Source organism: Streptomyces sp. NPDC092370 (genome assembly GCF_044755265.1).
In the GTDB taxonomy this organism is placed as follows: domain Bacteria; phylum Actinomycetota; class Actinomycetes; order Streptomycetales; family Streptomycetaceae; genus Streptomyces.
The window spans coordinates 83,536-108,992 of the sequence record NZ_JBIVQO010000006.1; the positions used below are offsets into that span (position 1 = coordinate 83,536).

19 protein-coding genes are annotated in these 25,457 nt (G+C 72.1%); 11 read left to right on the forward strand and 8 right to left on the reverse strand.

Annotated features, from left to right (window positions below; translation table 11 throughout):
- Window positions 1-26: 26 nt before the first annotated feature.
- On the reverse strand, window positions 27-2,474 hold the full coding sequence (locus ACIQHQ_RS19550) for a SpoIIE family protein phosphatase (RefSeq protein WP_402613153.1): 2,448 nt from the start codon (window positions 2,472-2,474) through the stop codon (window positions 27-29).
- Window positions 2,475-3,022: 548 nt separating this feature from the next.
- Between ACIQHQ_RS19550 and ACIQHQ_RS19555 the strand changes: the two genes are divergently transcribed.
- On the forward strand, window positions 3,023-5,179 hold the full coding sequence (locus ACIQHQ_RS19555) for a SpoIIE family protein phosphatase (protein ID WP_402613459.1): 2,157 nt from the start codon (window positions 3,023-3,025) through the stop codon (window positions 5,177-5,179).
- A gap of 113 nt (window positions 5,180-5,292) precedes the next feature.
- Here ACIQHQ_RS19555 and ACIQHQ_RS19560 read toward each other — a convergent pair whose 3' ends face one another.
- Window positions 5,293-6,648 (reverse strand): S1 family peptidase, encoded by a 1,356-nt coding sequence (locus tag ACIQHQ_RS19560; RefSeq protein WP_402613154.1) that lies wholly within the window; start codon window positions 6,646-6,648, stop codon window positions 5,293-5,295.
- Window positions 6,649-7,393: 745 nt separating this feature from the next.
- Between ACIQHQ_RS19560 and ACIQHQ_RS19565 the strand changes: the two genes are divergently transcribed.
- From ACIQHQ_RS19565 to ACIQHQ_RS19600, 8 genes are all read left to right on the forward strand, one after another.
- Complete coding sequence (locus ACIQHQ_RS19565) at window positions 7,394-7,609, forward strand: type A2 lantipeptide (RefSeq protein ID WP_402613155.1); 216 nt, start codon at window positions 7,394-7,396, stop codon at window positions 7,607-7,609.
- Between the two features lie 117 nt (window positions 7,610-7,726).
- Window positions 7,727-8,533, forward strand: coding sequence for an HlyD family efflux transporter periplasmic adaptor subunit (locus tag ACIQHQ_RS19570; protein WP_402613156.1), 807 nt, complete (start codon window positions 7,727-7,729; stop codon window positions 8,531-8,533).
- Complete coding sequence (locus ACIQHQ_RS19575; RefSeq protein ID WP_402613157.1) at window positions 8,530-10,755, forward strand: NHLP family bacteriocin export ABC transporter peptidase/permease/ATPase subunit; 2,226 nt, start codon at window positions 8,530-8,532, stop codon at window positions 10,753-10,755. Before ACIQHQ_RS19570 ends, ACIQHQ_RS19575 begins: the two co-directional genes overlap by 4 nt.
- 1 nt (window position 10,756) lies before the next feature.
- Window positions 10,757-13,582, forward strand: coding sequence for an NHLP bacteriocin export ABC transporter permease/ATPase subunit (locus ACIQHQ_RS19580; protein ID WP_402613158.1), 2,826 nt, complete (start codon window positions 10,757-10,759; stop codon window positions 13,580-13,582).
- Between the two features lie 314 nt (window positions 13,583-13,896).
- A complete protein-coding gene (locus tag ACIQHQ_RS19585; RefSeq protein ID WP_402613159.1) occupies window positions 13,897-14,907 on the forward strand; it encodes a Ppx/GppA family phosphatase in 1,011 nt (336 codons plus the stop codon).
- A 343-nt stretch (window positions 14,908-15,250) separates the two neighbouring features.
- Window positions 15,251-16,258 (forward strand): iron-containing redox enzyme family protein, encoded by a 1,008-nt coding sequence (locus ACIQHQ_RS19590; RefSeq protein ID WP_402613160.1) that lies wholly within the window; start codon window positions 15,251-15,253, stop codon window positions 16,256-16,258.
- A gap of 21 nt (window positions 16,259-16,279) precedes the next feature.
- A complete protein-coding gene (locus ACIQHQ_RS19595) occupies window positions 16,280-16,936 on the forward strand; it encodes a HemK2/MTQ2 family protein methyltransferase (RefSeq protein WP_402613161.1) in 657 nt (218 codons plus the stop codon).
- Window positions 16,917-17,123, forward strand: coding sequence for a CDGSH iron-sulfur domain-containing protein (locus tag ACIQHQ_RS19600; protein WP_033308553.1), 207 nt, complete (start codon window positions 16,917-16,919; stop codon window positions 17,121-17,123). The genes ACIQHQ_RS19595 and ACIQHQ_RS19600 overlap by 20 nt, the downstream gene beginning before the upstream one ends.
- Before the next feature lie 164 nt (window positions 17,124-17,287).
- Here the strand turns inward: ACIQHQ_RS19600 and ACIQHQ_RS19605 are convergent, their stop codons facing one another.
- Window positions 17,288-17,722 (reverse strand): protease inhibitor, encoded by a 435-nt coding sequence (locus tag ACIQHQ_RS19605; RefSeq protein WP_402613162.1) that lies wholly within the window; start codon window positions 17,720-17,722, stop codon window positions 17,288-17,290.
- A 326-nt stretch (window positions 17,723-18,048) separates the two neighbouring features.
- Here ACIQHQ_RS19605 and ACIQHQ_RS19610 point away from each other — a divergent pair, with 326 nt between their 5' ends.
- Together ACIQHQ_RS19610 and ACIQHQ_RS19615 are read left to right on the forward strand one after the other, a co-directional pair.
- Entirely contained in the window at window positions 18,049-18,606 is a 558-nt protein-coding gene (locus ACIQHQ_RS19610; protein ID WP_402613163.1) for a hypothetical protein, read from the forward strand.
- 58 nt (window positions 18,607-18,664) lie between these two features.
- Window positions 18,665-19,363, forward strand: a complete 699-nt coding sequence (locus ACIQHQ_RS19615; RefSeq protein ID WP_402613164.1) for an alpha/beta fold hydrolase — start codon at window positions 18,665-18,667, stop codon at window positions 19,361-19,363.
- A 98-nt stretch (window positions 19,364-19,461) separates the two neighbouring features.
- Here the strand turns inward: ACIQHQ_RS19615 and ACIQHQ_RS19620 are convergent, their stop codons facing one another.
- The 5 genes from ACIQHQ_RS19620 to ACIQHQ_RS19640 form a co-directional block, all read right to left on the reverse strand.
- Window positions 19,462-21,084 carry an RICIN domain-containing protein gene (locus ACIQHQ_RS19620; protein WP_402613165.1) on the reverse strand — a complete coding sequence of 541 codons (1,623 nt, stop codon included), beginning with the start codon at window positions 21,082-21,084 and terminating at the stop codon, window positions 19,462-19,464.
- 322 nt (window positions 21,085-21,406) lie between these two features.
- Window positions 21,407-21,784, reverse strand: coding sequence for a toxin Doc (locus tag ACIQHQ_RS19625; RefSeq protein ID WP_402613166.1), 378 nt, complete (start codon window positions 21,782-21,784; stop codon window positions 21,407-21,409).
- A gap of 3 nt (window positions 21,785-21,787) precedes the next feature.
- Window positions 21,788-22,033 (reverse strand): hypothetical protein, encoded by a 246-nt coding sequence (locus tag ACIQHQ_RS19630; RefSeq protein ID WP_283972723.1) that lies wholly within the window; start codon window positions 22,031-22,033, stop codon window positions 21,788-21,790.
- Between the two features lie 285 nt (window positions 22,034-22,318).
- Entirely contained in the window at window positions 22,319-23,110 is a 792-nt protein-coding gene (locus ACIQHQ_RS19635) for an alpha/beta fold hydrolase (RefSeq protein ID WP_402613167.1), read from the reverse strand.
- A gap of 76 nt (window positions 23,111-23,186) precedes the next feature.
- A complete protein-coding gene (locus ACIQHQ_RS19640; protein ID WP_402613168.1) occupies window positions 23,187-25,430 on the reverse strand; it encodes a glycoside hydrolase family 9 protein in 2,244 nt (747 codons plus the stop codon).
- Between the last annotated feature and the right edge of the window lie 27 nt (window positions 25,431-25,457).

A 25,457-nucleotide genomic window follows, 5' to 3' on the forward strand; every position in this document is an offset into this window, starting at 1 on the left:
GGCGCGGAGGCGGGCCGGTGAACCGTTCAGCGGCCGAGCGTCAGTTCCGCCCACACCTGCTTGCCGCCGCTGACGGGCAGGGTGCCCCAGGTCGCGGTCAGGGCCTCGACGAGGAGGATGCCCCGGCCGCCGGTGGCCTCCCAGCCGATGCTGGTCGGTCTCACCGGCGAGCGGGGCGAGGCGTCCGCGACGGCGATGCGCAGGCGGTTGTTGACGAGGGTGAGGTCCATGCGGACCTGGCCGTCGGTGTGCACCAGGGCGTTGGTGACGAGTTCGGAGACGACGAGGAGGGCGGCGTCCTGGTCGACGGTGACGCCCCAGGAGCGCAGGGCGCGGCGGGCGAAGCGGCGGGCGTGTCCGACGGCCTGCGGGACGCGCCAGACCGTCCAGCTCTCCCGCAGCGGACGCAGCTCCATGCCGTCGTAGCGCAGGAGGAGCAGGGCGACGTCGTCGCTGCGCGGGGCGTCGCCCAGGAGGGCGTCGGCGACCAGCCCCAGGTCGGCGGGTGCGGCGTCGGCCAGCCGCTCGGCGAGGTGGTCCATGCCGTCGTCGATGTCGGAGCCGGGCGTCTCGACGAGCCCGTCCGTGGCCAGGGCGATCACGGTGCCGGGTGGGAACCGGAGCGGGCTCATGGGGAAGTCGGCCCGGGTGACCACCCCGAGGGGCGGCCCGCCCTCGGCCTCCGCGATCTCGGTCCGGCCGTCCGGGTAGCGCAGCACCGGCGGCAGGTGCCCCGCTCGCACGCACCAGGCAGCGCCCTCCTCCAGGTCGACATCGACGTAGCAACAGGTCGCGAAGAGATCGCTCTCCATGTCCATGAGCAGCCGGTTGGCGTGCGCGACGACCACGTCCGGGGGGTGCCCCTCGACGGCGTAGGCGCGCAGGGCGGTGCGCATCTGCCCCATGAGGGTGGCGGCGCCGGCGCTGTGGCCCTGGACGTCGCCGATGATGAGGGCGACGTGGTTGTCGGGCAGCGGGATGACGTCGTACCAGTCGCCGCCGAGTTCGAGCCCCGCCGTGCTCGGCAGGTAGCGGGCGACGGCCTCCGCGCCCGGCAGCCGGGGCAGGCTGCGTGGCAGCAGCTGGCGCTGGAGCATGCCGACGAGTTCGTGCTCGGCGTCGAATGCCCGGGCCCGCACCAGGGCCTGCCCGGCGAGGCCCGCGCAGGCGGTGAGCAGGGCGCGTTCGTCGGTGCCGAAGTCGTGCGGGGTGTCCCAGCCGATCAGGCAGGCGCCGGCCATGCGGTTGCCGGCCGGCAGCGGCAGGACGGCGAGGCCACCGGGGCCGACCTCTGCCAGGGCGCGTTCCAGCGGGCTGCCGGCGGGCCAGATGCGGGCCCGGCCCTCGCGCAGCGCGGCGGCGAGGGTGGGCATGGCGCGCACGGGCGCGTCGGGCCACTCGGTGCGCCACTCCGACCGCCACAGCTCGGGCCAGGCCTCGGGTTCGGGCGGGTCGAGAACGGTGACGACGAGCCGTTCGCTCTCCAGCTCGGCCAGTGCGATCCGGTCGGCCCTCAGCGGCCGGCGCAGCGCGGCGACCACGGCCTTGCCCACGTCGCGGACGGTGACGGCGGTGGCCAGCGCGGCGGCCAGACGCTGGACGCGGGCCACGTCGGTGACGTCGGAGCGCAGGGTGGAGACGTCGACGACCGTGCCCACGAGCCGGGCCGGGCGGCCTTCGCCACCGGGCAGGAGGCGCCCGCGCAGCCGGAGCCACTTCGGCGGCCCGGCGGGCTGGAGCACCCTGAACTCCAGCTCCCGGTCGCCGATGGACATGTGGTCCGCCTCCACCACCGACATCAGCGAGGGCAGGTCCTCGGGCACGGTCAGGCTGAGCAGCGTCTCGATCCGGCCGTCGAACTCCACGGGGTCCAGGCCGAACAGGTCCAGCAGGTCGTCGCCGATCCGGACGCGGCCGGTGTCCATGGCGAGGCTGAAGGCGCTCGGCGGCAGGTCGCCTGCCTCGGCGGGCGCGGCCGGGGCCGTGAAGGCCACCGCCTCGGAGATGAGCTCCAGGCACCTGAGGTCGTCGGCGGCGAACCCCTCCGGGCGCTCGCTCACGGCCAGCAGGCAGCCGCCGTCCTCCTGCACGGGCAGTGCCGTGACGAAGAAGCCCCCGGACGGCACGCGCCGCGCCTGGACGTGCTCGGCGAGTTCCGCCGGGCCCAGTGACACCGGCCGTCCACCGCGGTGGGCTTCGGCGACCGGGGAGCGCCCGGCGCGCGGGTAGCTGTCGCGCAGTCCGTAGAGCGTCCTCGGGACGCCGGCCGACTCCATCAGGCACAGCAGCTCGCCGTCCTCGCTGGGCGCGTACACCGCGGCGAACGCCGCACCGGCGAACACGAGTGCCTGTTCGAGGACGCGGCGCAACCGGTCGGGCGACTCGTGATCGACCGCGATCGCCTTGAGGGCACCTTCGGCACGCAACGATCGCGTTCCGCGCTCTTGGGCGCCCTGACTGACCACGTTGGCCATTACAGCGCTAATAGGACACCTGCGCAGCCCCTGTGGGCGTTCCGTGGACCCACTCCGACACGGGCCGCTCGAAAGAAACCGAACATGTCTTGACGCATGTGTTCCGCACGGTGTTCTCGCGACAGGCGTGACGGTCCGGACACGGTGCGCGGCTGGACGGCTCGGCGTCTTCAGGAGGGACGCATGGACAGGCGGTACGGGGTGTACGCGCCGGCCGACCGGCACTTCCACGAGGCGCCGGCCCGGTTGGCGCGGGACGGGGCGGGGACACCCGTCCGGTTGAGCGCGTGCCCATGGTGCGCGACCGTGACCCTGCGTGGGCGCGAGGACCCGGCCGTCACGGTGCGAGAGGGCGCACGCCCAGCGCCCGTACACCCGGCGACTACGGGGCATGGTCGGGACGGTCGGGGCAGGCGGGCGCCCCTTGCGGGGCCTCAGCGCCTGTGACCGACGGTAACCGTGGTCGTCCACGGGACCGCTCGTCGTGCGGGACGGGCCGCCAAGGGGGAGATTTGTTCCTGGACCCGGTCGCGCGGCCGTGCGAGGAGGTGGTCGGCGTGTCCGACGGGCAGTCGTCCGCGCAGGCGCCGGCAGCCGCCAGGACGCCTGTCGGCCGTCCCGTGCTCTCCCTGGCTCTGGCGTCGATGATGGATGAGGTGCACGCCCACTCCGGCGCGGTGTACCTGATGGCGCCGGACCAGCCGGTGCTCGAGATGGCGGTGATGGCCGGTCTGCCGCGGGCGTTCGCCGCGCCCTGGGAACGGGTGGGCCTGAGCGCGTCGATCCCGGTCGCCGACGCGGCGCGCGAGCGACGGCTGGTGTGGGTCGGCGGCGAGGAGCAGATGGCCCGCCTCTACCCGCGGATCGCCGTGGTCCTGCCCTATCCGTTCGCCCTCGCGGCGGTGCCCGTCGCCACCCAGTCCACCGTGTACGGCGCGGTCTTCGTGACCTGGCCGGGCGCGCATCCGGCGGAGATGTCCGACCACGAGCGCGAACATCTGACCGCGGCCTGCGGCCGGCTTGCCGTCCGGCTGGAGCGGGCCGCCGAGCACAGCGTCCCGCCCCATGCCGAGACCGATCTGCTCGCTGCACCCCTGGTGGGCGGCATGGCCGGCACGCTCGGCACGGTCGAGGCCGCCCGGATGGTGAGCCGGCTGCCGTACGGACTGGTCTCGCTGGACCTGCACGGCCGGATCGGCTTCGTCAACGCGGCGGCGGGCGAGCTGCTGAACGTGCCGGTCAGCCGACTGCTCGGCACCCAGCTGTGGGCCTCGGTGCCGTGGCTCAACGACCCGGTGTACGAGGACCGTTACCGGGCCGCTCTGCTCAGCCAGCACGTCACGTCGTTCGTGGCGCTGCGCCCGCCCGGCGAGTGGCTCTCGTTCCGGCTGTACCCGAGCACGACGGGCCTGAGCGTCCGGATCACCAGGTCCAGAGCCGTGTCGCAGATGAACCGGACCGAACCGCCGCCCGACGGGACGCCGTCCCGGCTGGTCACCATCTCGCAGGTGCTGGACCTGGCCGGCGCACTCACCGAGGCGGTCGGGGTGCAGGACGTGGTGCAGCTGGTCGCGGACGAGATCGCCCCGACCGTGGGCAGTCAGGCGCTGGTCGTGCTGGGCTCGCGGGCGAACCGGCTGCGGGTGCTCGGACACCGTGGATACCGGGACCCGCATCTGGTGGAACGGTTCGACGGGATGCCCCTGACCGAGCCCACACCCGGCACCCAGGTGCTGCGGACGGGCGTACCCGCGTTCCTCGAGTCGCAGGAGCAGCTGGAACGGCTGTACCCGGCCCGGGCCGCGACCCCCGACGGGTTCGCGGCCTGGGCCTACCTGCCGCTGATCGCCCAAGGCCGCCCGGTGGGGACGTGCGTCCTGTCCTACGCCGAGCCGCACCCGTTCCCGACGGAGGAGCGGGCGGTGATGATCAGCATGGCCGGGCTGATCGCCCAGGCGCTGGAACGGGCGCTGCTCTACGACGCCAAGCACCGGCTCGCGCACGGCCTTCAGGAGGCGCTGCTGCCGCACTCCCTGCCTTCACTGCCCGGCATCGAGGCGGACGGCCGCTATGTGCCGGCCACGCAGGGCATGGACATCGGCGGCGACTTCTACGACCTGGTCGGCACCCGGGGGACGGCGGCCGCCGTGATCGGGGACGTGCAGGGCCACAACGTGACGGCGGCGGGGCTGATGGGGCAGGTCCGCACCGCGGTGCGCGCGTACACGACCGTCGGGCAGGCGCCCGAGGAGGTCATGCGCAGCACCAACCGGCTGCTGCTCGACCTGGGGTCCGACCTCTTCGCCAGCTGCCTGTACCTGCGGCTCGACCCGGCGCACGGGCGGGCCGTGATGTCCCGGGCGGGGCATCCCCCGCCGCTGCTGAGAAGGCCGGACGGGCGGGTGCGCGTCCTGGACCTGGCGGGCGGCCCGTTGCTGGGCATCGACGCCTCAGCGGTGTATCCGACGACGGAGGTCGCCCTGCCTCCCGGTTCGCTGCTCGTCCTCTATACGGACGGGCTGGTCGAGTCGCCCGGCACGGACTTCGAGGAGGCTCTCGCGGATCTGGGCGGGTGGCTGGCCGACGCCGGGGACCGGCCGCTGGACGAACTGGCCGACAGCCTCGTCCACCAGGAGCGGTACCACGCGGACGGGGAGGAACGGCGGGACGACATCGCCCTGTTGCTGATCAGGGCCCTCGGATAGCGCCGCGGGCACCGGCACTCGGACGGAAGACGCCGGTGGGCCGGCCCGGTCCCGCCAGGAAGGGGGCGGAACCGGGCCGGCCGCGTCGGACCTGCTGCCGACGGTGGTGCGGGTCAGCGGGACTCGGTCAGACCGGAGTTGTCCTCGACGTCATGACCGGCGTCCTGACCGGCACCGGCTCCGGCACCCGCCTCGTCGCCGGCGGCCTGCTCACCGGCACCGGCCTCGCCACCGGCACCGGCTTCCTCGCCGGCACCGGCACCGGCCTCATCACCGGCACCCGCACCGGCCTCATCACCGGCACCCGCACCGGCTTCCTGGCCCGCGCCCGCGTCGTCGCCGGCGCCGCCGCCCGCGCCGAGGGTCGCGCCGACCGCCTCCAGGGCGGTGGTCACCGGCTGGAAGAACGTCTCGCCGCCGGCCGTGCAGTCACCACTGCCACCGGAGGTCAGGCCGATTGCGAGACCGTCCTGGGTGAACAGCGAGCCGCCGCTGTCACCCGGCTCCGCGCAGACATCGGTCTGGATGAGACCCGTGACGGTGCCCTCCGGGTAGTTCACCGTGGCGTCGAGGCCGAGGACCTGACCGTCGTCGAGCCCGGTGGTGCTGCCCATCCGGAAGACCTGCTGACCGACGGTCGCCTCGGCGGCCTCGGTGATCTGGACCGTCTGGTTGCCGGTGTTGACCTCGCTGGGGGCCTCGGTCGCCGGATCGTCGTACTTCACGAGTGCGAAGTCACCGTCGCCGGGGAAGGTCGACTGATCGACGGTGGCGATCGGCTGGCCGCCCTGCGTGTCGGACCACTCGTTGCCGCCGAGGGTGCAGTGACCGGCCGTCAGGAAGGCCGGGGAGCCGTCGCCCGCGGTGACGTTGAAACCGAGGGAGCACCGCGAGCCGCCCGCGAAGATGGCGTCCCCGCCGGAGACGAACGGCTTGAAGGTGCCGGAGGACTTCTTGAGCGTGGCCATGCCGGAGCCGAGCTTGCGCACGGTGGATTCCAGTCTGTCCCACTTGACGCCGGTCACGGTGCTGTCGGCGGTCACCAGGAGCTTGTTGGTGCGCGGGTCGATCGCCCACGAGGTGCCCGCGATGGTCGCCTCGGACTTCAGCGTCGACGCCCCGTCCTGGAGCTCCGACCAGCTGTTGTCGACCTCGCGGACCTTCGCGCCGGCCGCCTTCGCCTGCACGACCACATTGTTGTTGTCGCCCGGCACGACGTTGACGACCAGTTGCTTGCCGGCACTGTCGTAGTAGGAGCCGCCGAACGCCTCACCGAGGAGCCCGGAGAGCTGCGAGGCGAGGTCCGAGGCGTCGCCCGCCTTCAGGGTCTTCGGCGCTGCCGCCGCGTCACCGGACGAACCGTCCTGGGAGGCGTTGGCGTTGGGGAGCAGGATCGCGGCCGCGCCGAGCGCCACCACGCTGCCCGCCGCTATCGCGGCCTTGCGCTTCGGAATTCGCTTGTGACTCAAACTTCTCTCCTCCTGGGGGACGGAGTGTGTGCCGCCGTCCGGCAGCTTCTGGGGGGCGCCTGGATGGCTGTTGGTACGCACGGGCCGCACGGGGCGTTCAATTCCGTTTGCAAGTGATCCCTTCGCATCACCGAATCAGCCAACTCCCGCCACCCGTAGGCCGACCCCTCGGTCCGCGCCCGGCCTGCTCACACGGGCCGGTCCGCCAGGGGCGGGTCCGGCGGGCCCGTGGAGGGTCATGGCCGGATGACGGCCTTTCAGGCAGCGGGATCCCGCGAAAGAGCGGAACGGAACGCTCCGTATCCGCCCGGAAGCGATCCGTCGCCATCACGGAGTCGAGTCCTGGCTTCAGCGAATCTGCACATCGAATGCTCAACCCGGTCACCGAAAAAGGGGTTATCCACACCCCGGCCCGCGGCGGTCACGCCTTTGGGGCGGGAGTGCCGGATTCGCCACCCCTTGAAGCTAGGGCCTGAATGCGCCGATGCGGTGCCCCATGTGAAGAACTCGCTCCCATGCGGTGTCCAAACCTGCACGGACCGGTGCCACTGATGCGCAAGTTCCCTGGTGAGGCAGGTGGTTGATTGGAAGGGCGAACCCGCAGCGTGCTTTGATCCATCGCACCGCGGGGGCCGCCCAGGGCATTCGGAAACGAAAGTCCGGCACTCGCGGTCGCGGCCGTCATCTGTCCCCAGAGGGGGCCGCTCCCCCCTTGTGAGATATCCATATGAAGGGAAGTTCCATCATGAACTCCACCCCCCAGGTCGAGACCGTCGAGATCGCCGACGCCGAGCTCGACGCCGTCTCCGGTGGTCTGTCCGTGAACGCCGTGAACACCGTCACCGACACGGTGAACGGCATCGCTCCGGTCTCCGGCCTGGTCGACACGGCCGTCGGCACCGTCGAGGGTGTCGCCGGCCTGAACACGGCCCCGGTCACCAACCTGGTCGCCGGTCTCTGATCGAGCCACAGTGCCGTTGAGTCCCGGAGCCGCAGCCGGCGGTTCCGGGTTCTTCGGGTGCCGTGACAGCTTCTGTCACGGCCGTCGGTACCTCTTCTACGGGTGAGGGAAGTTCCCTTGCAGTTCCGCCAACAGGCCCTCGCCAAGCTCCAGTCACCGGAGGAACTCGACCTGCCGGTGCGGTTCGCGCGCCCGCAGGGCTGGCTCGTGCTCTCGGTGACGGTGGTCGCGATGGCGGCCGCCTCGGTCTGGGCGGTGACCGGCTCGGTCACCTCCACCGTCAGCGCGCCCGCCGTCCTCACGCACGGGCAGGGCAGTTACGTCCTCCAGAGCCCCGTCGCGGGCCAGGTCACCGCCGTGCTCGCGAAGCAGGGCCAGCAGGTGCCCGCGGGCTCTGCCGTGCTCAAGGTCCGTACGGCCAGGGGCGAAGCGGTCGTTCGCACGCTCGACGCGGGCCGGGTCTCCACGCTCGCCGCGACCGTCGGGCAGATCATCCGGACCGGCGCGAACGTCGCCGCCGTCGAGAAGGTCGCCCACGCCGAGGACCCGCTCTACGCGACCGTGTACGTCCCCGCCGCCAACGCCGCCTCGATCCCCGGCGACGCCCCCGTGGACCTGACCGTGCAGTCGGTGCCGACGCAGGAATACGGCGTGCTGCGCGGCCATGTGAAGTCGGTGGACCGCTCCGCCCAGTCCCCGCAGCAGATCACCGCGTTCCTCGGAGACAGCCAGCTGGGCGAGCAGTTCACCGAGAAGGGCAGGCCGGTGGCCGTGACGGTCCGGCTGGACAGGTCGTCCGCCACGAAGAGCGGCTACAGGTGGTCCTCCGCTGACGGACCGCCGTTCAAGCTGACCTCCATGACGCTGGCCTCCGGCTCGATCCGGCTGGCCGATCAGCGCCCCGTCGACTGGCTGCTGCCATGAGCGCCACCGCACAGGAGCCCCGGAACAGGCGACGCGCCGCCCCGCCCAAGCGCAAGGTTCCCAAGGCCCGGGCGCAGACCGTCCGCACACCCACCGTGCTCCAGATGGAGGCCGTCGAGTGCGGTGCCGCCTCCCTGGCGATGGTGCTCGGCCACCACGGCAAGCACGTCCCGCTGGAGGAGCTGCGCATCGCCTGCGGCGTCTCGCGTGACGGCTCACGCGCCAGCAATCTGCTGAAGGCCGCCCGCAGTTACGGCCTGACGGCCAAGGGCATGCAGATGGACCTGGCGGCCCTCTCCGAGGTGACGTCACCGGCCATCCTGTTCTGGGAGTTCAACCACTATGTCGTCTACGACGGCATGGGCCGCCGCTTCGGCCGTCGCGGCGTCTACATCAACGACCCCGGCAAAGGCCGCCGGTTCGTGCCCATGGAGGACTTCGACGGCAGCTTCACCGGTGTCGTGCTGGTGATGGAGCCCGGCGAGGACTTCACCCGGGGCGGCCGCAAGCCCGGAGTCCTCGGCGCGATGCCCGCCCGGCTGCGCGGCACGGCCGGCACGATGCCCGCGGCGGTGCTGGCGAGCCTGCTGCTGGTGGCGGTCGGCGCGGCGGTGCCCGCGCTCAGCCGCACCTACATCGACGAATTCCTGATCGGCAACCAGACCTCGCTGCTCGGTGTGCTGTTCACATCGATGGGCGCGTGTGTGCTGCTCACGGTCGTGCTGACCTGGCTCCAGCAGGCCAACCTGCTGCGCGGCCGCATCATCTCCTCCACGCTCTCCAGCGCCCGCTTCCTGCGGCATCTGCTGCGGCTGCCGGTGACGTTCTTCTCCCAGCGCAGCCCGGCCGACCTGGTGCAGCGGCTCCAGTCCAACGACGCGGTGTCCGAGACGCTGTCCCGCGACCTCGCGGCGGCGGGCGTGGACGCGGTCGTGGTCGTCCTGTACGCGGTCCTGCTGTACACCTACGACCCGCAGCTGACGTTCGTCGGCATCGGCGTGGCGCTGCTGAACATCGTGGCCATGCGCGTCGTCATCCGGCTGCGCGCCACGCGCACGGCGAAGCTGCGCGCGGACACGGCCCGCCTCACCAACACCGCCTACACGGGTCTGCAGCTCATCGAGACGATGAAGGCGACCGGCGGCGAGGACGGCTACTTCCGCAAGTGGGCCGGGCAGCACGCCACCACGCTGGAGGAGCAGCAGCGCCTGGGCGTGCCGAGCGCCTGGCTGGGCGTGGTCGCGCCGACCCTCGCCACCCTGAACAGCGCGCTCATCCTGTGGATCGGCGGCATGCGGGCGGTCGAGGGGCACATCTCGGTCGGTCTGCTGGTCGCCTTCCAAGCCCTGGTCACCCGGTTCACTGCCCCGCTGACCCGGCTGAACGGCGTCGCGGGCCGCATCCAGGACTTCGCCGCCGACGTGGCCCGCCTGAAGGACGTGGAGAACTTCAAGGCCGACCCGCTCTACGGCCGCCCCGGCGCCGGCGAGTCCACGCGCCGCCTCCAGGGCCATGTCGAGCTGGAGAACATCACGTTCGGCTACAGCCCGCTCGACAAGCCCCTGCTCACCGGCTTCGATCTGACGGTCGGCCCCGGGCAGCAGGTCGCGCTGGTGGGCGGCTCGGGCAGCGGGAAGTCCACGGTGTCCCGGATGATCTCCGGGCTGTACGCGCCGTGGGAGGGCGTGATCCGCATCGACGGGCAGCGCATCGAGGACATCCCGCGCGGGGCGCTGGCCGCCTCGGTCTCCTTCGTCGACCAGGAGGTGTTCCTCTTCGAGGGCACGGTCCGCGACAACGTGGCGCTGTGGGACCCCTCGATCCCGGACGACGCGGTGGAGGACGCGCTGCGCGACGCCGCCCTGTACGACGTGATCACCCGCCGCCCCGGCGGCATCCACAGCAAGGTCGAGCAGGACGGCCGCAACTTCTCCGGCGGACAGCGCCAGCGCCTGGAGATCGCGCGGGCACTGGTGCGCCGGCCGAGCATCCTGGTGCTCGACGAGGTGACGAGCGCCCTGGACGCCGAGACCGAGCAGGTCGTGATGGACAACCTGCGCCGGCGCGGCTGCGCCTGCGTGGTGATCGCGCACCGGCTCAGCACGGTGCGCGACAGCGACGAGATCGTCGTCCTGCAGCACGGCACGGTCGTGGAGCGGGGACGGCACGAGGACCTGGTGGCCCGCGGCGGCGCGTACGCGGCACTGGTCAGGGAGCGGTGAGATGACGGCCGTTCACGAAGGGCACGACGGCGACCTCGTGCTGGGCGCCTTCGGACAGATGGGTTCGCGCATCGACTGCGCCGGGTTCAACCGCCTCGACCTCGAAGGCCCGCAGGTGCTGTGGCTGGTCGCGTCCGGGGCCGTGGACCTGTTCGCGGTCGACGCCGGACAGCAGGGGCACTGGCATCATCTGGGCCGGCTGGAGGCGGGCTCGCTGGTGCTCGGCCCGGTGCCGGGCCCGCAGCACACCCTGGTGGCCCGGCCGCTGCGGGACTGCGTGGTGCACCGCATCGGCCTGCGCGAGCTCTACCAGCCCGCCGACACCGCGACCTGGTCGTACGACGAGTACGGCAACCCGCAGTACGTGCCGCCGACGACGAGCCCGCTGGAGTACGCGCTCGCCCTGGGGGTCGGCCGCAGCCTGTCGATCCTGTTCCAGGCACCGATGGCCACCGAGCGGGCCGCCGCGCCCACCGACGACGACGTGTTCTGGATGCAGGTGCCGCCGGGCAGCCTGCAGTACGGCTCGCTGTACGGCGCGCAGGCCGCGGCCGACCTGCTGATGGACCCCGTGCTGTGGCAGTCCATGGTCGACCAGCAGTACCGGCTGCTGACCACGCTGGACCGCTGGATCGAGCAGTTGGAGCGCACCCACGAGACACGCACGGCGGAGGGCATCAAGGCCGGTGAGGCGGTGCGCGTCCAGGCCGACCGGACGCTGCTCGCCTCCATCGGCGAGCGCTCCTCCCGGCGCACCACCGCGGCCGACGCGGACGCCACCTACGCGGCCTGCAAGCTGGTCGGTGAGGCGGCCGGGATCCACCTCACCGAGCCGACCCAGAAGGGCACCGGCGGCGACCGCCTCGACCCGGTCGAGCAGGTCGCCCTGGCCTCCCGCGTCCGTACCCGGGCCGTACGGCTCGACGGCCGCTGGTGGCGGGACGACGTGGGGCCGCTGGTCGGACGGCGGGCCCTGTCGGGGGCGCCGGTGGCGCTGTTGTGGCGGCGTGGCGGCTATGTCGCGGTGCATCCGTCGACCGGTCGTGAGACGCCGGTCGAGAAGGCCAACGCCGACGAGTTCGAGCCGCGCGCGGTGATGTTCTACCGTCCGCTGCCCGAGCGCGGACTCACTCCGCTGAGGCTGCTGCGGTTCTGCATGCAGGGCATGCGCGGCGACCTGACCGGTCTGCTGCTCAGTGGTCTGGTCACGGTGGCGATCGGCGCGCTCGTGCCCGTCGCGACCGGCAAGGTGCTGGGCGAGTTCGTGCCGGAGGCACAGACCGGGCTGATCGCGCAGGTGTGCCTGGCGGTGATGCTGAGCAGCGTGGTGGCGGCGGCCTTCATGCTGTTGCAGAACCTGACCATCCTGCGACTGGAGGGCCGGATCGAGGCCACGCTCCAGCCTGCGGTGTGGGACCGGCTGCTCCGGCTGCCGACGAAGTTCTTCACCGAGCGTTCCACGGGCGAGCTGGCCAGCGCCGCCATGGGCATCAGCGCGATCCGCAGGCTGCTCGCGGGCGTGGGCCCGACGGTCGCCCAGTCGGTGACGGTCGGCGCGATGAACCTGGGGCTGCTGCTCTGGTACAGCGTGCCGATGGCGATGGCCGCGATCGGCATGCTCGTCGTGATCGCGGCGGTCTTCCTGGGGCTGGGTCTGTGGCAGGTGCGCTGGCAGCGGCGGCTGGTGGTGCTCTCCAACAAACTGAACAACCAGGCGTTCCAGACGCTGCGCGGCCTGCCCAAGCTGCGGGTGGCCGCCGCCGAGAACTACGCGTACGCCGCGTGGGCCTCTCAGTTCGCGCGCAGCCGGGAGCTCCAGCAGAAGGTCGGCACCATCAAGAACCTCACGACGGTGCTCGGCGCGGTCTACCTGCCGTTGTGCACCCTGCTGATGTTCATGCTGCTGGCCGGTCCGGCCCGGGGGTCGATGTCGGCGGCCGCGTTCCTCACCTTCAACACGTCGGTGACGATGCTGCTGACCTCCGTCACCCAGCTGACCGGCGCGTTCGTCTCGGCGGTGGCCGCGCTGCCGTTGTTCGAGGAGATCAAGCCGGTGCTGGACGCCACGCCGGAGGTGCGTACGGCGAGCACCCGGCCGGGTCCGCTGACCGGCGCGATCGAGGCGCGGCGGGTGTCATTCCGCTACTCGGACGACGGTCCGCTGGTCCTGGACGACGTGTCGTTCGAGGTGCGGCCGGGCGAGTTCGTCGCGGTCGTCGGCCCGAGCGGCTGCGGCAAGTCGACGCTGCTGCGCCTGCTGATCGGCTTCGACCGGCCCGTGTCGGGCAGTGTGCTGTACGACGGGCAGGACCTGGCGGCACTGGACCAGTCGGCGGTGCGCCGCCAGTGCGGTGTGGTGCTCCAGCACGCGCAGCCGTTCTCCGGCTCGATCCTGGACGTCATCTGCGGCACCGAGCCGTACACGCCGGAGGAGGCCATGGCGGCCGCCGAGATGGCCGGTCTGGCCGAGGACATCAAGCGGATGCCGATGGGCCTGCACACCATCGTGGCGGGCAGTGGAGCCGTCTCCGGCGGACAGCGTCAGCGGCTGATGATCGCCCAGGCGCTGATCCGCCGGCCCCGGATCCTCTTCTTCGACGAGGCGACCAGCGCCTTGGACAACGAGACGCAGCGCACGGTCATCGAGAGCACCAAGGCCCTGCACGCGACCCGGATCGTCATCGCGCACCGGCTGTCCACCGTGATGGACGCCGACCGGGTCGTGGTGATGGAGGAGGGCAAGGTCATCCAGCAGGGTCCGCCCGCACAGCTCCTCGCCGACACCAACGGCCGCCTCCACGAGCTGGTCCGCCGCCAGATGGCGTGACGTGGGGCGCTCCCGTGCAGCCCCTGCGAAACGGTGCCGTTTCCGCGAGCCCCGGCCACGGTCGAGAGCTGCACCGCCTTTCCGGCCGTCGGCCGGGTTCTTCGCCGCGGCGCGCTGATCACCCTGGTCCTGCGCCGGCGCGCGTGCGGGAGCAGGACGCGCAGGCGCCGGCCCATCGTGCGCAGGTGACCATCGGGAGCTGCCGGGGCCGTCGTGCGCGGGGACACGGCGGCACCCGCCCGCCGGTGGCGCGTCCTCGCCGGTGCGGAGCGTGCCGCCTGTTGGCCGGCCCCGTATGTGGGTACCCACCGCCCATGCGAATCAGCGTGGTGGACGTGGGATCGAACACGGTCAGACTGGTGGTCGCGGACGCTGCGGACGGGGTGCCGCTGCCCGTGCACACCGCCAAGTGGCGACTCAGGCTGTCCGAGCAGGTCACACCGGGGGGACCCATCCCGGAGCAGGCCGTGGGGCAACTCGTCGACGCGGTGGCCGAGGCGAACAGGACCGCCGCCAAGTGGGGCGCGGCGGGCCCGCTGGCGTTCGCGACCGCAGTGGTGCGCAACGCGCCGAACCGGCACGAGGTGCTGCACACCGTCCGGGCCCGCACGGGCGTCGACCTGTGCACCCTGCCGGGCGAGGTCGAAGCCGAGCTGACGTTCCTCGGGGCCCGGCGCTGGATGGGCTGGCGGTCGGGCCCGCTCGCCCTGCTCGACATCGGCGGCGGCACCCTCGAAGTCGCCTTCGGGCGTGGTCGGCTGCCCGACTTCGTGGCGTCGCTGCCGCTGGGTGCGCGACGGCTGACGCACGAGTTCTTCGAGGACGAGGACCCGCCCTCGCCGGAGCGCGTGAGGGCGCTGCGCCGCAAGGTCCGCCATCAGCTGCGGGACGTCGCGGCACGCATCCGCTGGGAGGGCCCGCGCACCGCGGTCGCCACCTCTCGCACCTTCCAGCAGCTGGGGCGGCTGTGCGGCGCGGCCCCCGGACGGCACGGCCCGTTCGTGGACCGGCAGATGCACCGCTCGGACCTGCGGGCGGCGATCACGCGGCTGGCCGCCCTGCCCGCCGCCGAACGCGCGCATCTGCCCGGCATCTCGGCCCCGCGCGCCGCGCAGAGTCTGGCGGGAGCGGTGGTCGGGCACACCGCGCTGAAGCTGACCGGCATCAAGGCCGTCACGGTCTGCCCCTGGGCGATCCGCGAGGGCGTGCTGCTGCGCCACATCGAGGACGGCCCCTCCTGGTGGGCGGAGGTCGTCCGCCGCAGCGAGGAGGCGGCCCCCGCGGACCCGGTGCCGCTGCGCATCGCCTCCTCCGCCACCAGCTGAACACCCACCGCCGTGAGCGGACGTACCGAACGCAGGAAGGAGACCGCCGTGTCCGAGCACAGGGGTCACGACCGGAACGAGGACCAGCACACCCCGCCGCCCGCGACGGCGCTCGAAGAGGTGCTCCGGGAGGTCGAGGACGCCGAGACCCGCACCCGGGACTCCGCCGACCACCGCCGGCACCGGGGCGAGGCCGGCGAGGCCATCACCCCCAACAGGAGGAGTCCGAGGGCGGCTGAGCGACTGACGGGGGCCGGCCGGGCCCGGGCCACCGCAGGCCCGGGCGGCTGCGCCCGCACCGCGGGGCGGGTGACCTTCGCCGCCGGACGGGTACCCGGCGCGCATGGAGCACGAAGGACCACGACTGCCCACCCCGCGCGGCCCGCTGAGCAGGGGTGTCGACGCTCATCTGCGGGGCGCGGGCCGGCTGCCCCGCCTGGAGGATGTCGCCCGGGCCGAGGTGTACGGCGACGACCTCCAGCTCGCGCTGTACCTCTGTTACGAGCTGCACTACCGCGGCTTCGCGGACGTACCCCCTGAGCGCGAGTGGGACCCCGACCTGCTGCGCGTCCGCGCGGCCATGGAACACCGCTTCCTGTCCGCGCTGCGCACCGACGCACACGTCCACGACACCCTGGACGAGGCACTGGCCGACCTGCTGGTCGAGCCCGTCGACGGCACCGGCGTCAGCCACTTCCTGCGCGACGAGGGCGAACTGTGGCAGCTGCGCGAGTACGCGGCACAGCGCTCCCTGTACCACCTCAAGGAGGCGGACCCGCACGCCTGGGTGCTGCCGCGGCTGTACGGCCGGGCGAAGGCGGGGATGGCGGCGGTGGAGTTCGACGAGTGGGGCGGCGGCCGCGCCGACCGCGTGCACGCCGTCCTGTTCGCCGACCTGATGACGGACCTCGGCCTGGACACCAGGTACGGCCGCTATCTCGACGCCTCGTCCGCCGAGGCCCTGGCCACCGTGAACATGATGTCCCTCTTCGGGTTGCACCGGGCCCTCAGGGGCGCCCTGGTCGGCCACTTCGCGGCGGTGGAGATCACCTCCTCACCGGGGTCGCGGCGGCTCGCCGAGGCGATGCGCCGCACGGGCGCCGGCCCCGCCGCCGAGCACTTCTACGACGAGCACGTCGAGGCGGACGCCGTCCACGAGCAGGTGGTGCGTCACGATGTCATCGGCGGACTCCTGGAACAGGAGCCGCATCTCGCCGCGGACGTCGCCTTCGGCATCGACGCCACCGAGTTCGTCGAGGAACGCTTCGGCACCCGGCTGCTCGCGGACTGGCGTGCGTCACGTTCGTCGCTGCGTGAACCGCTTGCCCGGGAAGCTGCTCATATCTCCTGATGACCGGGGTACTCGGCGTCCGTGATTGCACTGGTACCCCCGGGCGTGTACGCCCCGCAGGAAGACACCGAGCTGCTGGCCGGTGCCCTGTCCGACGAGCCGTTGCCCCCTGGCGCGGAAGTCCTCGACGTGGGCACCGGCAGCGGAGCCCTGGCACTGGAAGCCGCGCGCCGGGGCGGCCGTGTGACCGCTGTGGACGTGTCCTGGAGCGCCGTATGGGCCGCCCGGCTGAACGCCCGGCTGGCCGGGCTTTCGGTCCGCATCCGGCACGGGAATCTCTTCGACCCCGTGCGCGGACGGACGTTCGATCTGATCCTCGCCAATCCGCCGTACGTACCGGCGCCGGACGGTCATCGCAGGCCACCGCGCGGTGCGGCCCGGGCCTGGGACGCCGGTGACGACGGACGCCTGGTCGTCGACCGGATCTGCCGTGAGGCGCCCGGCCTGCTGCGCCCGGGCGGAGTACTGCTGCTCGTGCAGTCGGCGCTCAGCGGCCCGGACGTGACCGTCGAACAGCTGCACGCCGCCGGTCTGAAGGCCGCGGTGACCCGCCGGCACCGGATCGAGTTCGGGCCCGTGCTGCGCGGCCGGGAACGCTGGCTGCGGGAGCGGGGGCTGCTGCCCGCCGCCGATGACAAGGAAGAGCTGGTGGTCGTCCGTGCCGAACTCCCCGTCTGACCGGTCGGCGGCGCCGCGTCGTGTCGCCGTGCAGCGCAAGGGCCCGCTGCTGATGGAGGGCCCGGTGGAGGTGGAGCTGGAGGACGGCTCCGTGGTCACCTCCGACCGCTTCCGCGTGGCCCTGTGCACGTGCCGCCGCAGTCGCCGCTACCCGTGGTGCGACACCAGTCATCGCGACCGGGCGTGAGGCCCAGGGCGTAGCAAAGCCCAGGAGCCGGCGGGCGGCCCCACTCCGCCCGCCGGCTCCCTTGCGCGAGATCGCGAATTCCCGTGACAACGGCCCGGCTCCCCAGCCACGGCCCGCTGCGCTTCACGGACTCAGCGCGATCCCGGTCTGTGGGCCCGGCCCTCTCAGAAGGAGAAGACGCCGGTGCCGTAGGCGTTCTTCATGCAGTCGTTGGAGAAGGTGCGCTCGTAGGAGACGCGCTTGCCCTGCCAGACGCCGTCGACGGTGACGACCACCGGGTCGTACTGCCTGGTGCACATCACGCCCTCCTTCGCCGTCAGGGCGTCGAAGTCCCCGCCGACGCCGCGCAGTTCCGCGCAGGCCGGGCCGGCCGCCGGGTGCGTGCCGGAGGGCTTCGGGGCACAGGACAGGGTGACCGCGCGTTCCGGAGTCGCTGCGATCGCGCTCTCACCGTGGCCCACCGTGAGGACGAGGGCCGACGGGGCGTAGAGCGCGGTGGGGGCCTGACCCGGGGCGGCGAGCGCGGCCCCGGAGAGGGGGCCGCAGACGGCGGTGGCCGTCAGGCCGAGAGTCATGGCCCAGCGCGCGGTGTTCCGCATTGTGTGCATCCTTCCGCATCGATTACAGGGTGTGCCGGCCCGAGCTCGATCGGTGCCCGGAGCGACGAGCGCGAGTCTGCCGAGTCCGCCGCGGAAACACACATCGACCCCATAGGTTTCAGTAACATTGCGTATTGAATCAGTGGCGCGAAGTTACGGAAACCGCACGGCCGAAGCCTGTAACCGCACGGTCCGCAGGGCCGTGAAGCGGCCAGATGGCCGAAATCCAGGTGTTCGTTAATCGGCCTGAAACATTCCGATTTCGCTCTCGGCCGACCGCTTGGTAACCCCTTGTGTTCATGGTCCGGCCGAGTAATCGTCATTACATGATTACGGCAGAACAGCGAGACAGGGTTCGGGGCTGGTTCACCGGCCGTCTGCCGGACGACCTCTTCGAGGAGCTGACCGAGCTCACGGTCGACCGCGAGGAGATCACCGTGATCGGCCGCATCCCCGAACCCCGGCTGACCGAGGACGCCTCCGCCACCGAGCGGGAGGCGGCCCTGGAGAGCCGGGTGCAGGAGTTCCGGGAGCGCACCCGGGAGGACCGGATGGCCGTGGCCCGGGAAGCCGAACAGCGGTTCAGCAGAAAGGTGTCCTGGGGCGTGGAGTGCGGCGGGCGGCGGACGCTCTTCACGCACGTGGCCGTGCCGGTCATGACACGCCTGCGTCAACCGGAGCGCCGGGTGCTCGACACCCTGATCGCGGGCGGCGTCGCCCGCAGCCGCAGCGACGCGCTGGCCTGGTGCGTGCGCCTGGTGCAACGCCATACGGACGACTGGCTCGCGGAGTTGCGCGACTCGCTCGAACACGTGCAGCGCGTCCGGGCCCGGGGTCCGGACACCGAGCCGGACCGCACACCGTCCCCGGACGGTCCGGAGTGACCATCGAACGGGCCCGGATGCGGGGGGCGTTGTCGGATCCCTCGGCTACGTTGCCCGCATGACGGACTTCGTACTGGTGGCAGGGGCATGGCTCGGGGCGTGGGCATGGGAGGAGGTGGCCGCGGAGCTGCGCACCGCCGGGCACGACGTCCATGCGCTGACGCTGTCGGGCCTCGCCGAGAAGCGCGGCACACAGCCGGCCGGACAGCAGACGCATGTCCGTGACGTCGTCGAGGAGGTGGAGCGCCTCGGCCTGCGGGACGTCGTCCTGGTCGGGCACAGCTACTCAGGCATCCCGGTCGGGCAGGCCGCGGAACGCATCGGCGACCGGCTGCGACGGGTGGTGTTCGTGGACGCGAACGTACCGGTGGACGGAGAATCGTTCCTGTCGGACTGGCCGAGCGGACAGGTGCGGCAGGCCATCGCCGACCACTCCGGGTACTGGCCACCGCTCGGCCCGGAGGATTGCGCGGGGCAGGGGCTGACGGGCGAGCAGATCGCCCGCATGGTGGACGGCGCGACCCCGCACCCCGGTGTCACGCTCACCGAACCGGCCGTTCTCGGCCGCTCCCTCGGCGAACTCCCGGCGACGTACGTGAAGTGCCTCCTCGACGGGGACGAGCCGATGCCGGCGGTGGCCGCCCTCCTGGAGAGCGACTCCTGGGAGCTGGTGGAGCTGGACACCGGGCACTGGCCGATGTTCTCCCGGCCGCGCGCACTGGCCCGCCTGCTGCACACGGCGGCGGACCGCCCCTGACACGATCGGCCCGGCCGACCTCGTCGAGACCCCGGCGTGAGGGCGGGGCTGCACGGCGTGCACGCCGTGCAGCCCCGCTCGCGCTGCGGGACCCGTCGTCACGCCGTCCGGCCGTCGGACACCGTCACGCGGCGGGCCGCCGGGTCGTCCTGTTCCTCGATCGACAGGGAACCCGAGGCCGTCGGCAGGGGATCCGGCTGCCAGCGCTGAATGCCGGAGGAACGGTCGCGAACCTTGACGACGATGTCGGCGTCCGGGTCGTCGTCAGCCGGGGCGAGGGCGAGCTGCTCGTCCCAGCGGGGCAGCAACTCCCCCTGCACGGTGAGGTCGTAGCGCACGTCGTCGCCCCGCTCGCCATCCTCGTCGGCGCAGGTACCGAGGACGACGACGCCGGCGTCCTTGTGGGAATCCAGGCACAGCCCGGGATCGGCGACGCTGCGCAACAGCCCGTCGTCCTCGTAGGTCCACTGCTGGGTCCACACCGTCGAGCACTCCGCCAGCTTCGCGCCCGAGCCCTCCTTCGGCAGGTCCCGGATGTCGAGGCACAGGTCGGCACCCGCGTTGCGCAGCCGTGTCACCCCCCGTGCCGCGGGGAGTCCTGCCGTACCCGGCGGTGCCACCGACGCGGAGTCCTTGCCGCCGGCGGCGCTGCCGGAGCCCGCCGGGTCGGCCTCTTCCCCGTCGTAGGAGGACGCACTGATGATGAGCACCGTCGCCAGCACCCCGGCCGAGAGCGCGCCGACGCCCGAGAGCAGCACCCGGGAGGAGCGCAGCGTCTGCGGTACCCGGGCGGGCACGGGAAGCCGGGACAGCAGCCCGTGCCGTCCGCCGCCCCGCCGTCCGCCACCGCGCCGGCCCGCGCGAGCGCCCCGCGTGCCGTGCGACGCCCGTCCCGGGCGCGAGTCGAGGTAGCGGCGGGCGCCCCAGCCGAGCACCGCCTCGGCGATCAGCGGCCCCAAGGAGCCCTCGAAATGGCTCAGTTGCTCTGCCGCGTTCCGGCAGTAGCGGCACTCCGCCAGATGCTGCTCGACGTCCGGCAGCAGGGCGCCGCCCCGGCGTATCGGGACATCCAGGAGGCGGTTGTAGAACCGGCAATCATGGGTCGGTGCGAGTTCGCGATGGGCGAGGACGCAGCCTTCACGGAATGTGGCACGCGCCTGTTCGAGGGCCGCCGAAGCGATGCCGGTGTCCATGCCCAGCAGCCCGGCGGGGACGCTTATGGGATCCGCCTCGACCTCGACATGCCAGAGCAAACAGCGTGAGGCGGCGGGAAGTGCCTGGAATGCCCGCTCCGCGAGGGTGCGATTTTCCGGGGTCATGGACGTCGCCGCGCGCAGCCCACGTCCTCCGGCCGGTTTCTGCAACGCGGGCAGAACGGCTGATATTCGATCGTCGCCGGACCATTCGCGGACCGTGTCGCGCACGGTCACCAGAAGGGCGGGGCGCAGCGCGACGGCCGACTCGCCGAAGGCGAGACGGTTGAGGGTCCGGTGGAAGGCGGTTCCGGTCACCATGGCGGCGACCTGCGCCGACGAGGCGAGACAGATGACCGCGTAGTCGTGCGCCGGCTCGTAGTGCCGCGCCATCAGCAACGCGACGGAATGGGCGGCCACCCCGCCCTCCGGGCTGCCTCTCAGTGGAGCGGCGAGTGATTCATCGGCTTCCCCGGGATCCCCGCCGGGCGGGGGATACGGAGGACGAGGGGGGTGGGGGGTGGGCACTGAGATGGTTCCTTCCCACGCATGTGAGACACACAGAAGTCCTGCCGCCGAAAAGGAGGCCCGGTCGATGCGACCTCTTTAGGCGTGGCGCGGGAGGTGCGAATTCACCGACGGCACATCGGACGTGGTCCACAAATCACGTGCGACATCCGGCCATTCCCCCCGCACGCGCGTTTCACTCTTGCACAACCCCCACACGGCCAACAAGGCGCCCGGACAACATCCCCGCCATTGACAGAAAGTCAGAAACGCGAGAACGGATACGCGCGACTCGCACCCGTTTTCGACATTTCCATGCGGCCCGCGTGAATCGGGCGGGTCCTCAGATCTGCCAGGAGCGCAGCCGGCCCGCCGCGCCGTAGACGTCGGTGGTGCCGGACAAGAGGTCGCGGGCCAGGTCGACCAGAGCGCCGTAGGGCGGGTCGATACCGACGCCGCTGACGAACATGTACGCCACAGCGGTCGCGCAGGCGAAGCGGGCGTTGGCCGAGGGCAGCGGCCGGAGCACCGTGATCGTGTGCAGCAGCGCGGCGGCCCGCCAGGCCGGGTCGGAGTTCACCCCGAGGCGCGGCGGGTCGACGCGGTGCCGGGCGACGGCGGCGACCAGCGCGGAGAAGTCGTTGACGGTGGGCTGGTCCGGCAGGACCTCCTCGTGGCGCTGAAGCAGCCAGGGCACGTCGATGTGGATCACGGGTGCCATGGGTCAGGCGGCCCGCCCTTCGCCCTTGGCGGGCCGTTCGTCGTCGGGGAACGCGGCGGCGAACTCGTCGGCGTGGGTGGCGAAGAACCGGCGGAAGGCCTCGGCGCCCTCCTGAAGCGCGCGGTGGCGGGCTATGTCGGCCGCTGCCGCCTCCCGGACGAGGGCCTTCATGGACGTACCCCGCTCCTTGGCGATCTGCCGCAGGTCCTCAAGTTCGCGGTCGCTGAACTCCACGTTGAGAGCTGGCATGCCTGCACGGTACCGCTCGGGTACTGACTCGTAAATACGCCCAGCTCAGGAAGGTGTCCAAGCGGTACCGGCGAGATGACACGCCTGAGATGTGGGTCACATCGGGTCGCGCGACGTCACATTCCGGTGCCCGCCCGGCTCGCAATGATCAAGCAGCTGCCGCGCGGCGAGTACGCCGAGGTGCACGAGCCGCTCGGCCCGGCCCGGCTGCACACCCTGACCGCCCATGAGCGCCCGGGGAACCCGTCACGCCACGAACCGGGACACGGGGCGGTCGCGGGCCGGTCAGGAGTGGGCGCGGCAGAACTCCCGGACGGTCCGATTGAACGGCTCCGGCGCCTCGACGTTGGTGAGGTGCCCGACACCGGGCAGCACCACCAGGGTGGCCTGCGGGATCGCTTCGAGGAACTGGTGGGCCACCGGCTCCACGGGCGAGCGCGCGTCGAGCTCGCCCCACAACAGGAGCGTCGGGACCTCGATGTTCGGCAGCAGGTCCCGCTGGTCGGCCTCGGCCATGACGGTGAGCTCCGTCCGCATGCTCTGGGCGCGAGTGTCGGCCGACATCAGGGACAGCAGGCGTACGGCTTCGGCGGGTGGCTGCCGGGCGAACAGGCCCGGCATGGTCGGTGCGAACGCCTCCGCCGGGACCGCGAGCATCCGTTCCGCCCCCTCGACCCGGGACCGCACCTCCGCCGCGGGCAGTGAGCCCTTCCACCCCGCGTAGGTGTCGACGAGCAGCAGCGTCCTCACGAGCGCAGGGTGGTTCCGGTAGAGCTCCAGCACGACGGTCCCGCCCCAGGACAGGCCGAGGGCATGGACCGGGCCCAGGTTTACGTCCTCGATGACGGCCGCCAGACAGCGGGCGTAGTCGGCCAGGGTGAACGAGGGCGGTACGTCACAGGAGCGGCCGGCGCCGGGTTCGTCCCAGGCGACGACGGTGAACTCGTCGGCCAGGTCGTCGATCTGGCCACCGAACAGCCTGGCGTCCGTCGTGGCGCCGTGCGCGAGCACGAGGGGCGGGCCCCGACCCGCCCGGTCGTACGCGACCTCGATGCCGTCGACCCGCACCGCTGGCATGACACCAGGCTACGCGCGCGTGCCGGGGGCGTCCTGTCGGCGGACTCCCCCGGCACGCTGCACCACGCTCCGGTCCCTATCCCTGGTCCGCCACGAAGGAGGCCATGCGGGCCAGGGCGGCGTTCCAGTTGATCGTGTGCTCGTTGGTCGACCAGGACTGGATGTCGTCGATGTAGCAGAACTGACCGACACACCCCTGGAGTTTGCTCTGTGCGTAGGGGTCCTGGATGCTCGAGTTCGGCCCGCCCGCGAGGGTGCCCTTCGGCGGGTTGGGCAGGTTCGGGTCGAGCTGGCGGGCGTACCAGCGGCTGTGCTGGTTCTGCGCGCTGACCTCGCCGTAGCCGGTGACGTAGGAGATGTTCAGCGCATTGCGGCCCAGGATGTAGTCCATGCTCTGCAACGCGCCGTCCCGGTACTTCGAGGCACCGGTGATGTCGTACGCGGTGGCGAGGACGACCGCGTTGTTGAGGACCTGGTGGCTGGAGCCCCAGTCGTAGGTGTTGCCGTCCGGTGCGTACGGCATGCCGTACGGGTGTGCCTTGAGGGTGGCCAGGTAGCGGTCGGCGCCCTTGACAACGGACTGGCGCACCTTGTCCCGGCCCGGGAGCCTGCTGGGCACCAGGGCGAGGTCGAGCCGGCCGGCGGCGCCGGTGCGGGCCCAGTCGAAGCCGAGGGGCTTGAAGAGGTCGGCCGTGTGGACCGGGGACTTCAGGACGTACTCCTCGAACCGCTTCTCCCCGGTCGAGAGGTACAGCTCGGCCGCCGCCCAGTAGAAGTCGTCGGTGACGTCGCTGTCGGGGTAGGCGCCCCCGCCGATGCCGTCGCTCTCGGAGGCGAAGCGGTCGGGGTGGGCGAGCGCCGCCGACCAGGCCTTGCGGGCCGCCGCCAGTGCCTTGGCGGCGAACGGCTTGTCGTAGGAGCGGTACAGGCGGGCCGCCTGCGCGGCCGTGGCGGCCAGGTTCAGGGTGGCGGCGGTGGAGGGTGGGTGCAGTTCACGCTTCTGCGGGTCGTCGCTGGGCAGCAGGGGCAGGCCGGTCCACTGCTCGTCGTGCATCTTGTGGTGGGCCATGCCGGCCAGCGGTTCACCGTCGGGCACCTGCATCTTCAGCAGGAACTCCAGCTCCCAGCGGGCCTCGTCGAGGAGGTCCGGCACCTTGTTGCCGCTCTCGGGGATGGCGAGCGTGCCGTCGCCGAGCTTGTCGGCCTGCCCGGTGCGGGCGTGCCGGGCGCGCTCGTAGGTGCTCAGCAGCTCCCAGGTGGAGATGCCGCCGTTGACGACGTACTTGCCGTGGTCGCCGGCGTCGTACCAGCCGCCGCTGACGTCGAGGGTGTAGTCGCACACGCCGGGCTGACAGGGCACGGCGGTGTCGCCCTTGTTGGGGGCCACGCCCAGGTGACCGGCCGGGCGACCGTAGCCGGGCCGCAGGTCGTCGCGTATCGCGAGGCCGCTGCGCTGGGTGTAGTAGTACTTCGCCGAGTCCAGCCGGAGCCGCTCGTAGGCGCTCGCGCCGATGTCGAACGGACGGCTGGTCTCGCCGTCGGCGACGAGCGTGAAGCCCGTGCCCTTCGTGCGGTACGCGCCGAAGTCGATGGTGTGGACGTTCTGCCCGGAGGAGGCGTCGACGCCGCGCGGCAGGGTCGTGCCCCGGGCGACGACCGTCCCGCCGGAGCTCTTGAGCTGCCAGGGCAGCTTCGCCGTGGCGTCGGTGACCAGGGTCGCGTTCTTCGGACCGGCCGGCAGATAGCCGACCTGGTTGACGCGGACCCGGGGCCCGGTGTCGGGCTCGTACGGTTCCGGCTTCACGCCGCCGAGCAGCGAGACGTCGTCCATGCAGAAGCGCCAGGCTTCCGCGCTGCCGCCGAGCTGGAAGCCGACCTGGGCCTGCGCGGTGTCGACGGGCGAGGTGAACGTGTACGAGTAGGTGTCACCGGAGACGCTGAGCTGCGGGGACACCTCGTGGTAGGTGTCGTACGGTGACACCGACAGGCCCACGATCGCCCGCACCACGTGCCCGGCGGGCGTGCCGGTCGCGCTGAACGAGAAGCGGTACGACTCCCCCTTCACGAGGGTGATGTCGTTCTGCCCGACGGCGGCGTCCCAGCGGTTGGTGGTGCCGCCGGGGACATCGGCGCAGAGCCGGCCCTCGGACAGGCCCGCCGTGACGTTGCTGGTCGTCCACCAGGGGTCGGTGACCGTGTCGAAGGTGCCGTTCCTGACCTGCTCGACCTCGTCGGCCCCGGCCGGCGCGGAGGGCAGCGCGGTGAGCGCGGCCGCCAGCAGGGCCGTCAGGGACAGCAGGGCGGTTCTACGTCGTTTCACGTCTGGGCTCCTCCGAAAGGTGCGGGT

Excerpts from the sequence above, each read along its gene's own strand:
- ACIQHQ_RS19550 (WP_402613153.1), bottom strand. The coding sequence starts at position 2,474 with ATGGCCAACGTGGTCAGTCAGGGCGCCCAAGAGCGCGGAACGCGATCG.
- ACIQHQ_RS19590 (WP_402613160.1), top strand. The coding sequence starts at position 15,251 with ATGGAGCACGAAGGACCACGACTGCCCACCCCGCGCGGCCCGCTGAGC.
- ACIQHQ_RS19565 (WP_402613155.1), top strand. The coding sequence starts at position 7,394 with ATGAACTCCACCCCCCAGGTCGAGACCGTCGAGATCGCCGACGCCGAG.
- ACIQHQ_RS19575 (WP_402613157.1), top strand. The coding sequence starts at position 8,530 with ATGAGCGCCACCGCACAGGAGCCCCGGAACAGGCGACGCGCCGCCCCG.
- ACIQHQ_RS19580 (WP_402613158.1), top strand. The coding sequence starts at position 10,757 with ATGACGGCCGTTCACGAAGGGCACGACGGCGACCTCGTGCTGGGCGCC.
- ACIQHQ_RS19610 (WP_402613163.1), top strand. The coding sequence starts at position 18,049 with ATGATTACGGCAGAACAGCGAGACAGGGTTCGGGGCTGGTTCACCGGC.
- ACIQHQ_RS19630 (WP_283972723.1), bottom strand. The coding sequence starts at position 22,033 with ATGCCAGCTCTCAACGTGGAGTTCAGCGACCGCGAACTTGAGGACCTG.
- ACIQHQ_RS19625 (WP_402613166.1), bottom strand. The coding sequence starts at position 21,784 with ATGGCACCCGTGATCCACATCGACGTGCCCTGGCTGCTTCAGCGCCAC.
- ACIQHQ_RS19605 (WP_402613162.1), bottom strand. The coding sequence starts at position 17,722 with ATGCGGAACACCGCGCGCTGGGCCATGACTCTCGGCCTGACGGCCACC.
- ACIQHQ_RS19635 (WP_402613167.1), bottom strand. The coding sequence starts at position 23,110 with ATGCCAGCGGTGCGGGTCGACGGCATCGAGGTCGCGTACGACCGGGCG.
- ACIQHQ_RS19615 (WP_402613164.1), top strand. The coding sequence starts at position 18,665 with ATGACGGACTTCGTACTGGTGGCAGGGGCATGGCTCGGGGCGTGGGCA.
- ACIQHQ_RS19585 (WP_402613159.1), top strand. The coding sequence starts at position 13,897 with ATGCGAATCAGCGTGGTGGACGTGGGATCGAACACGGTCAGACTGGTG.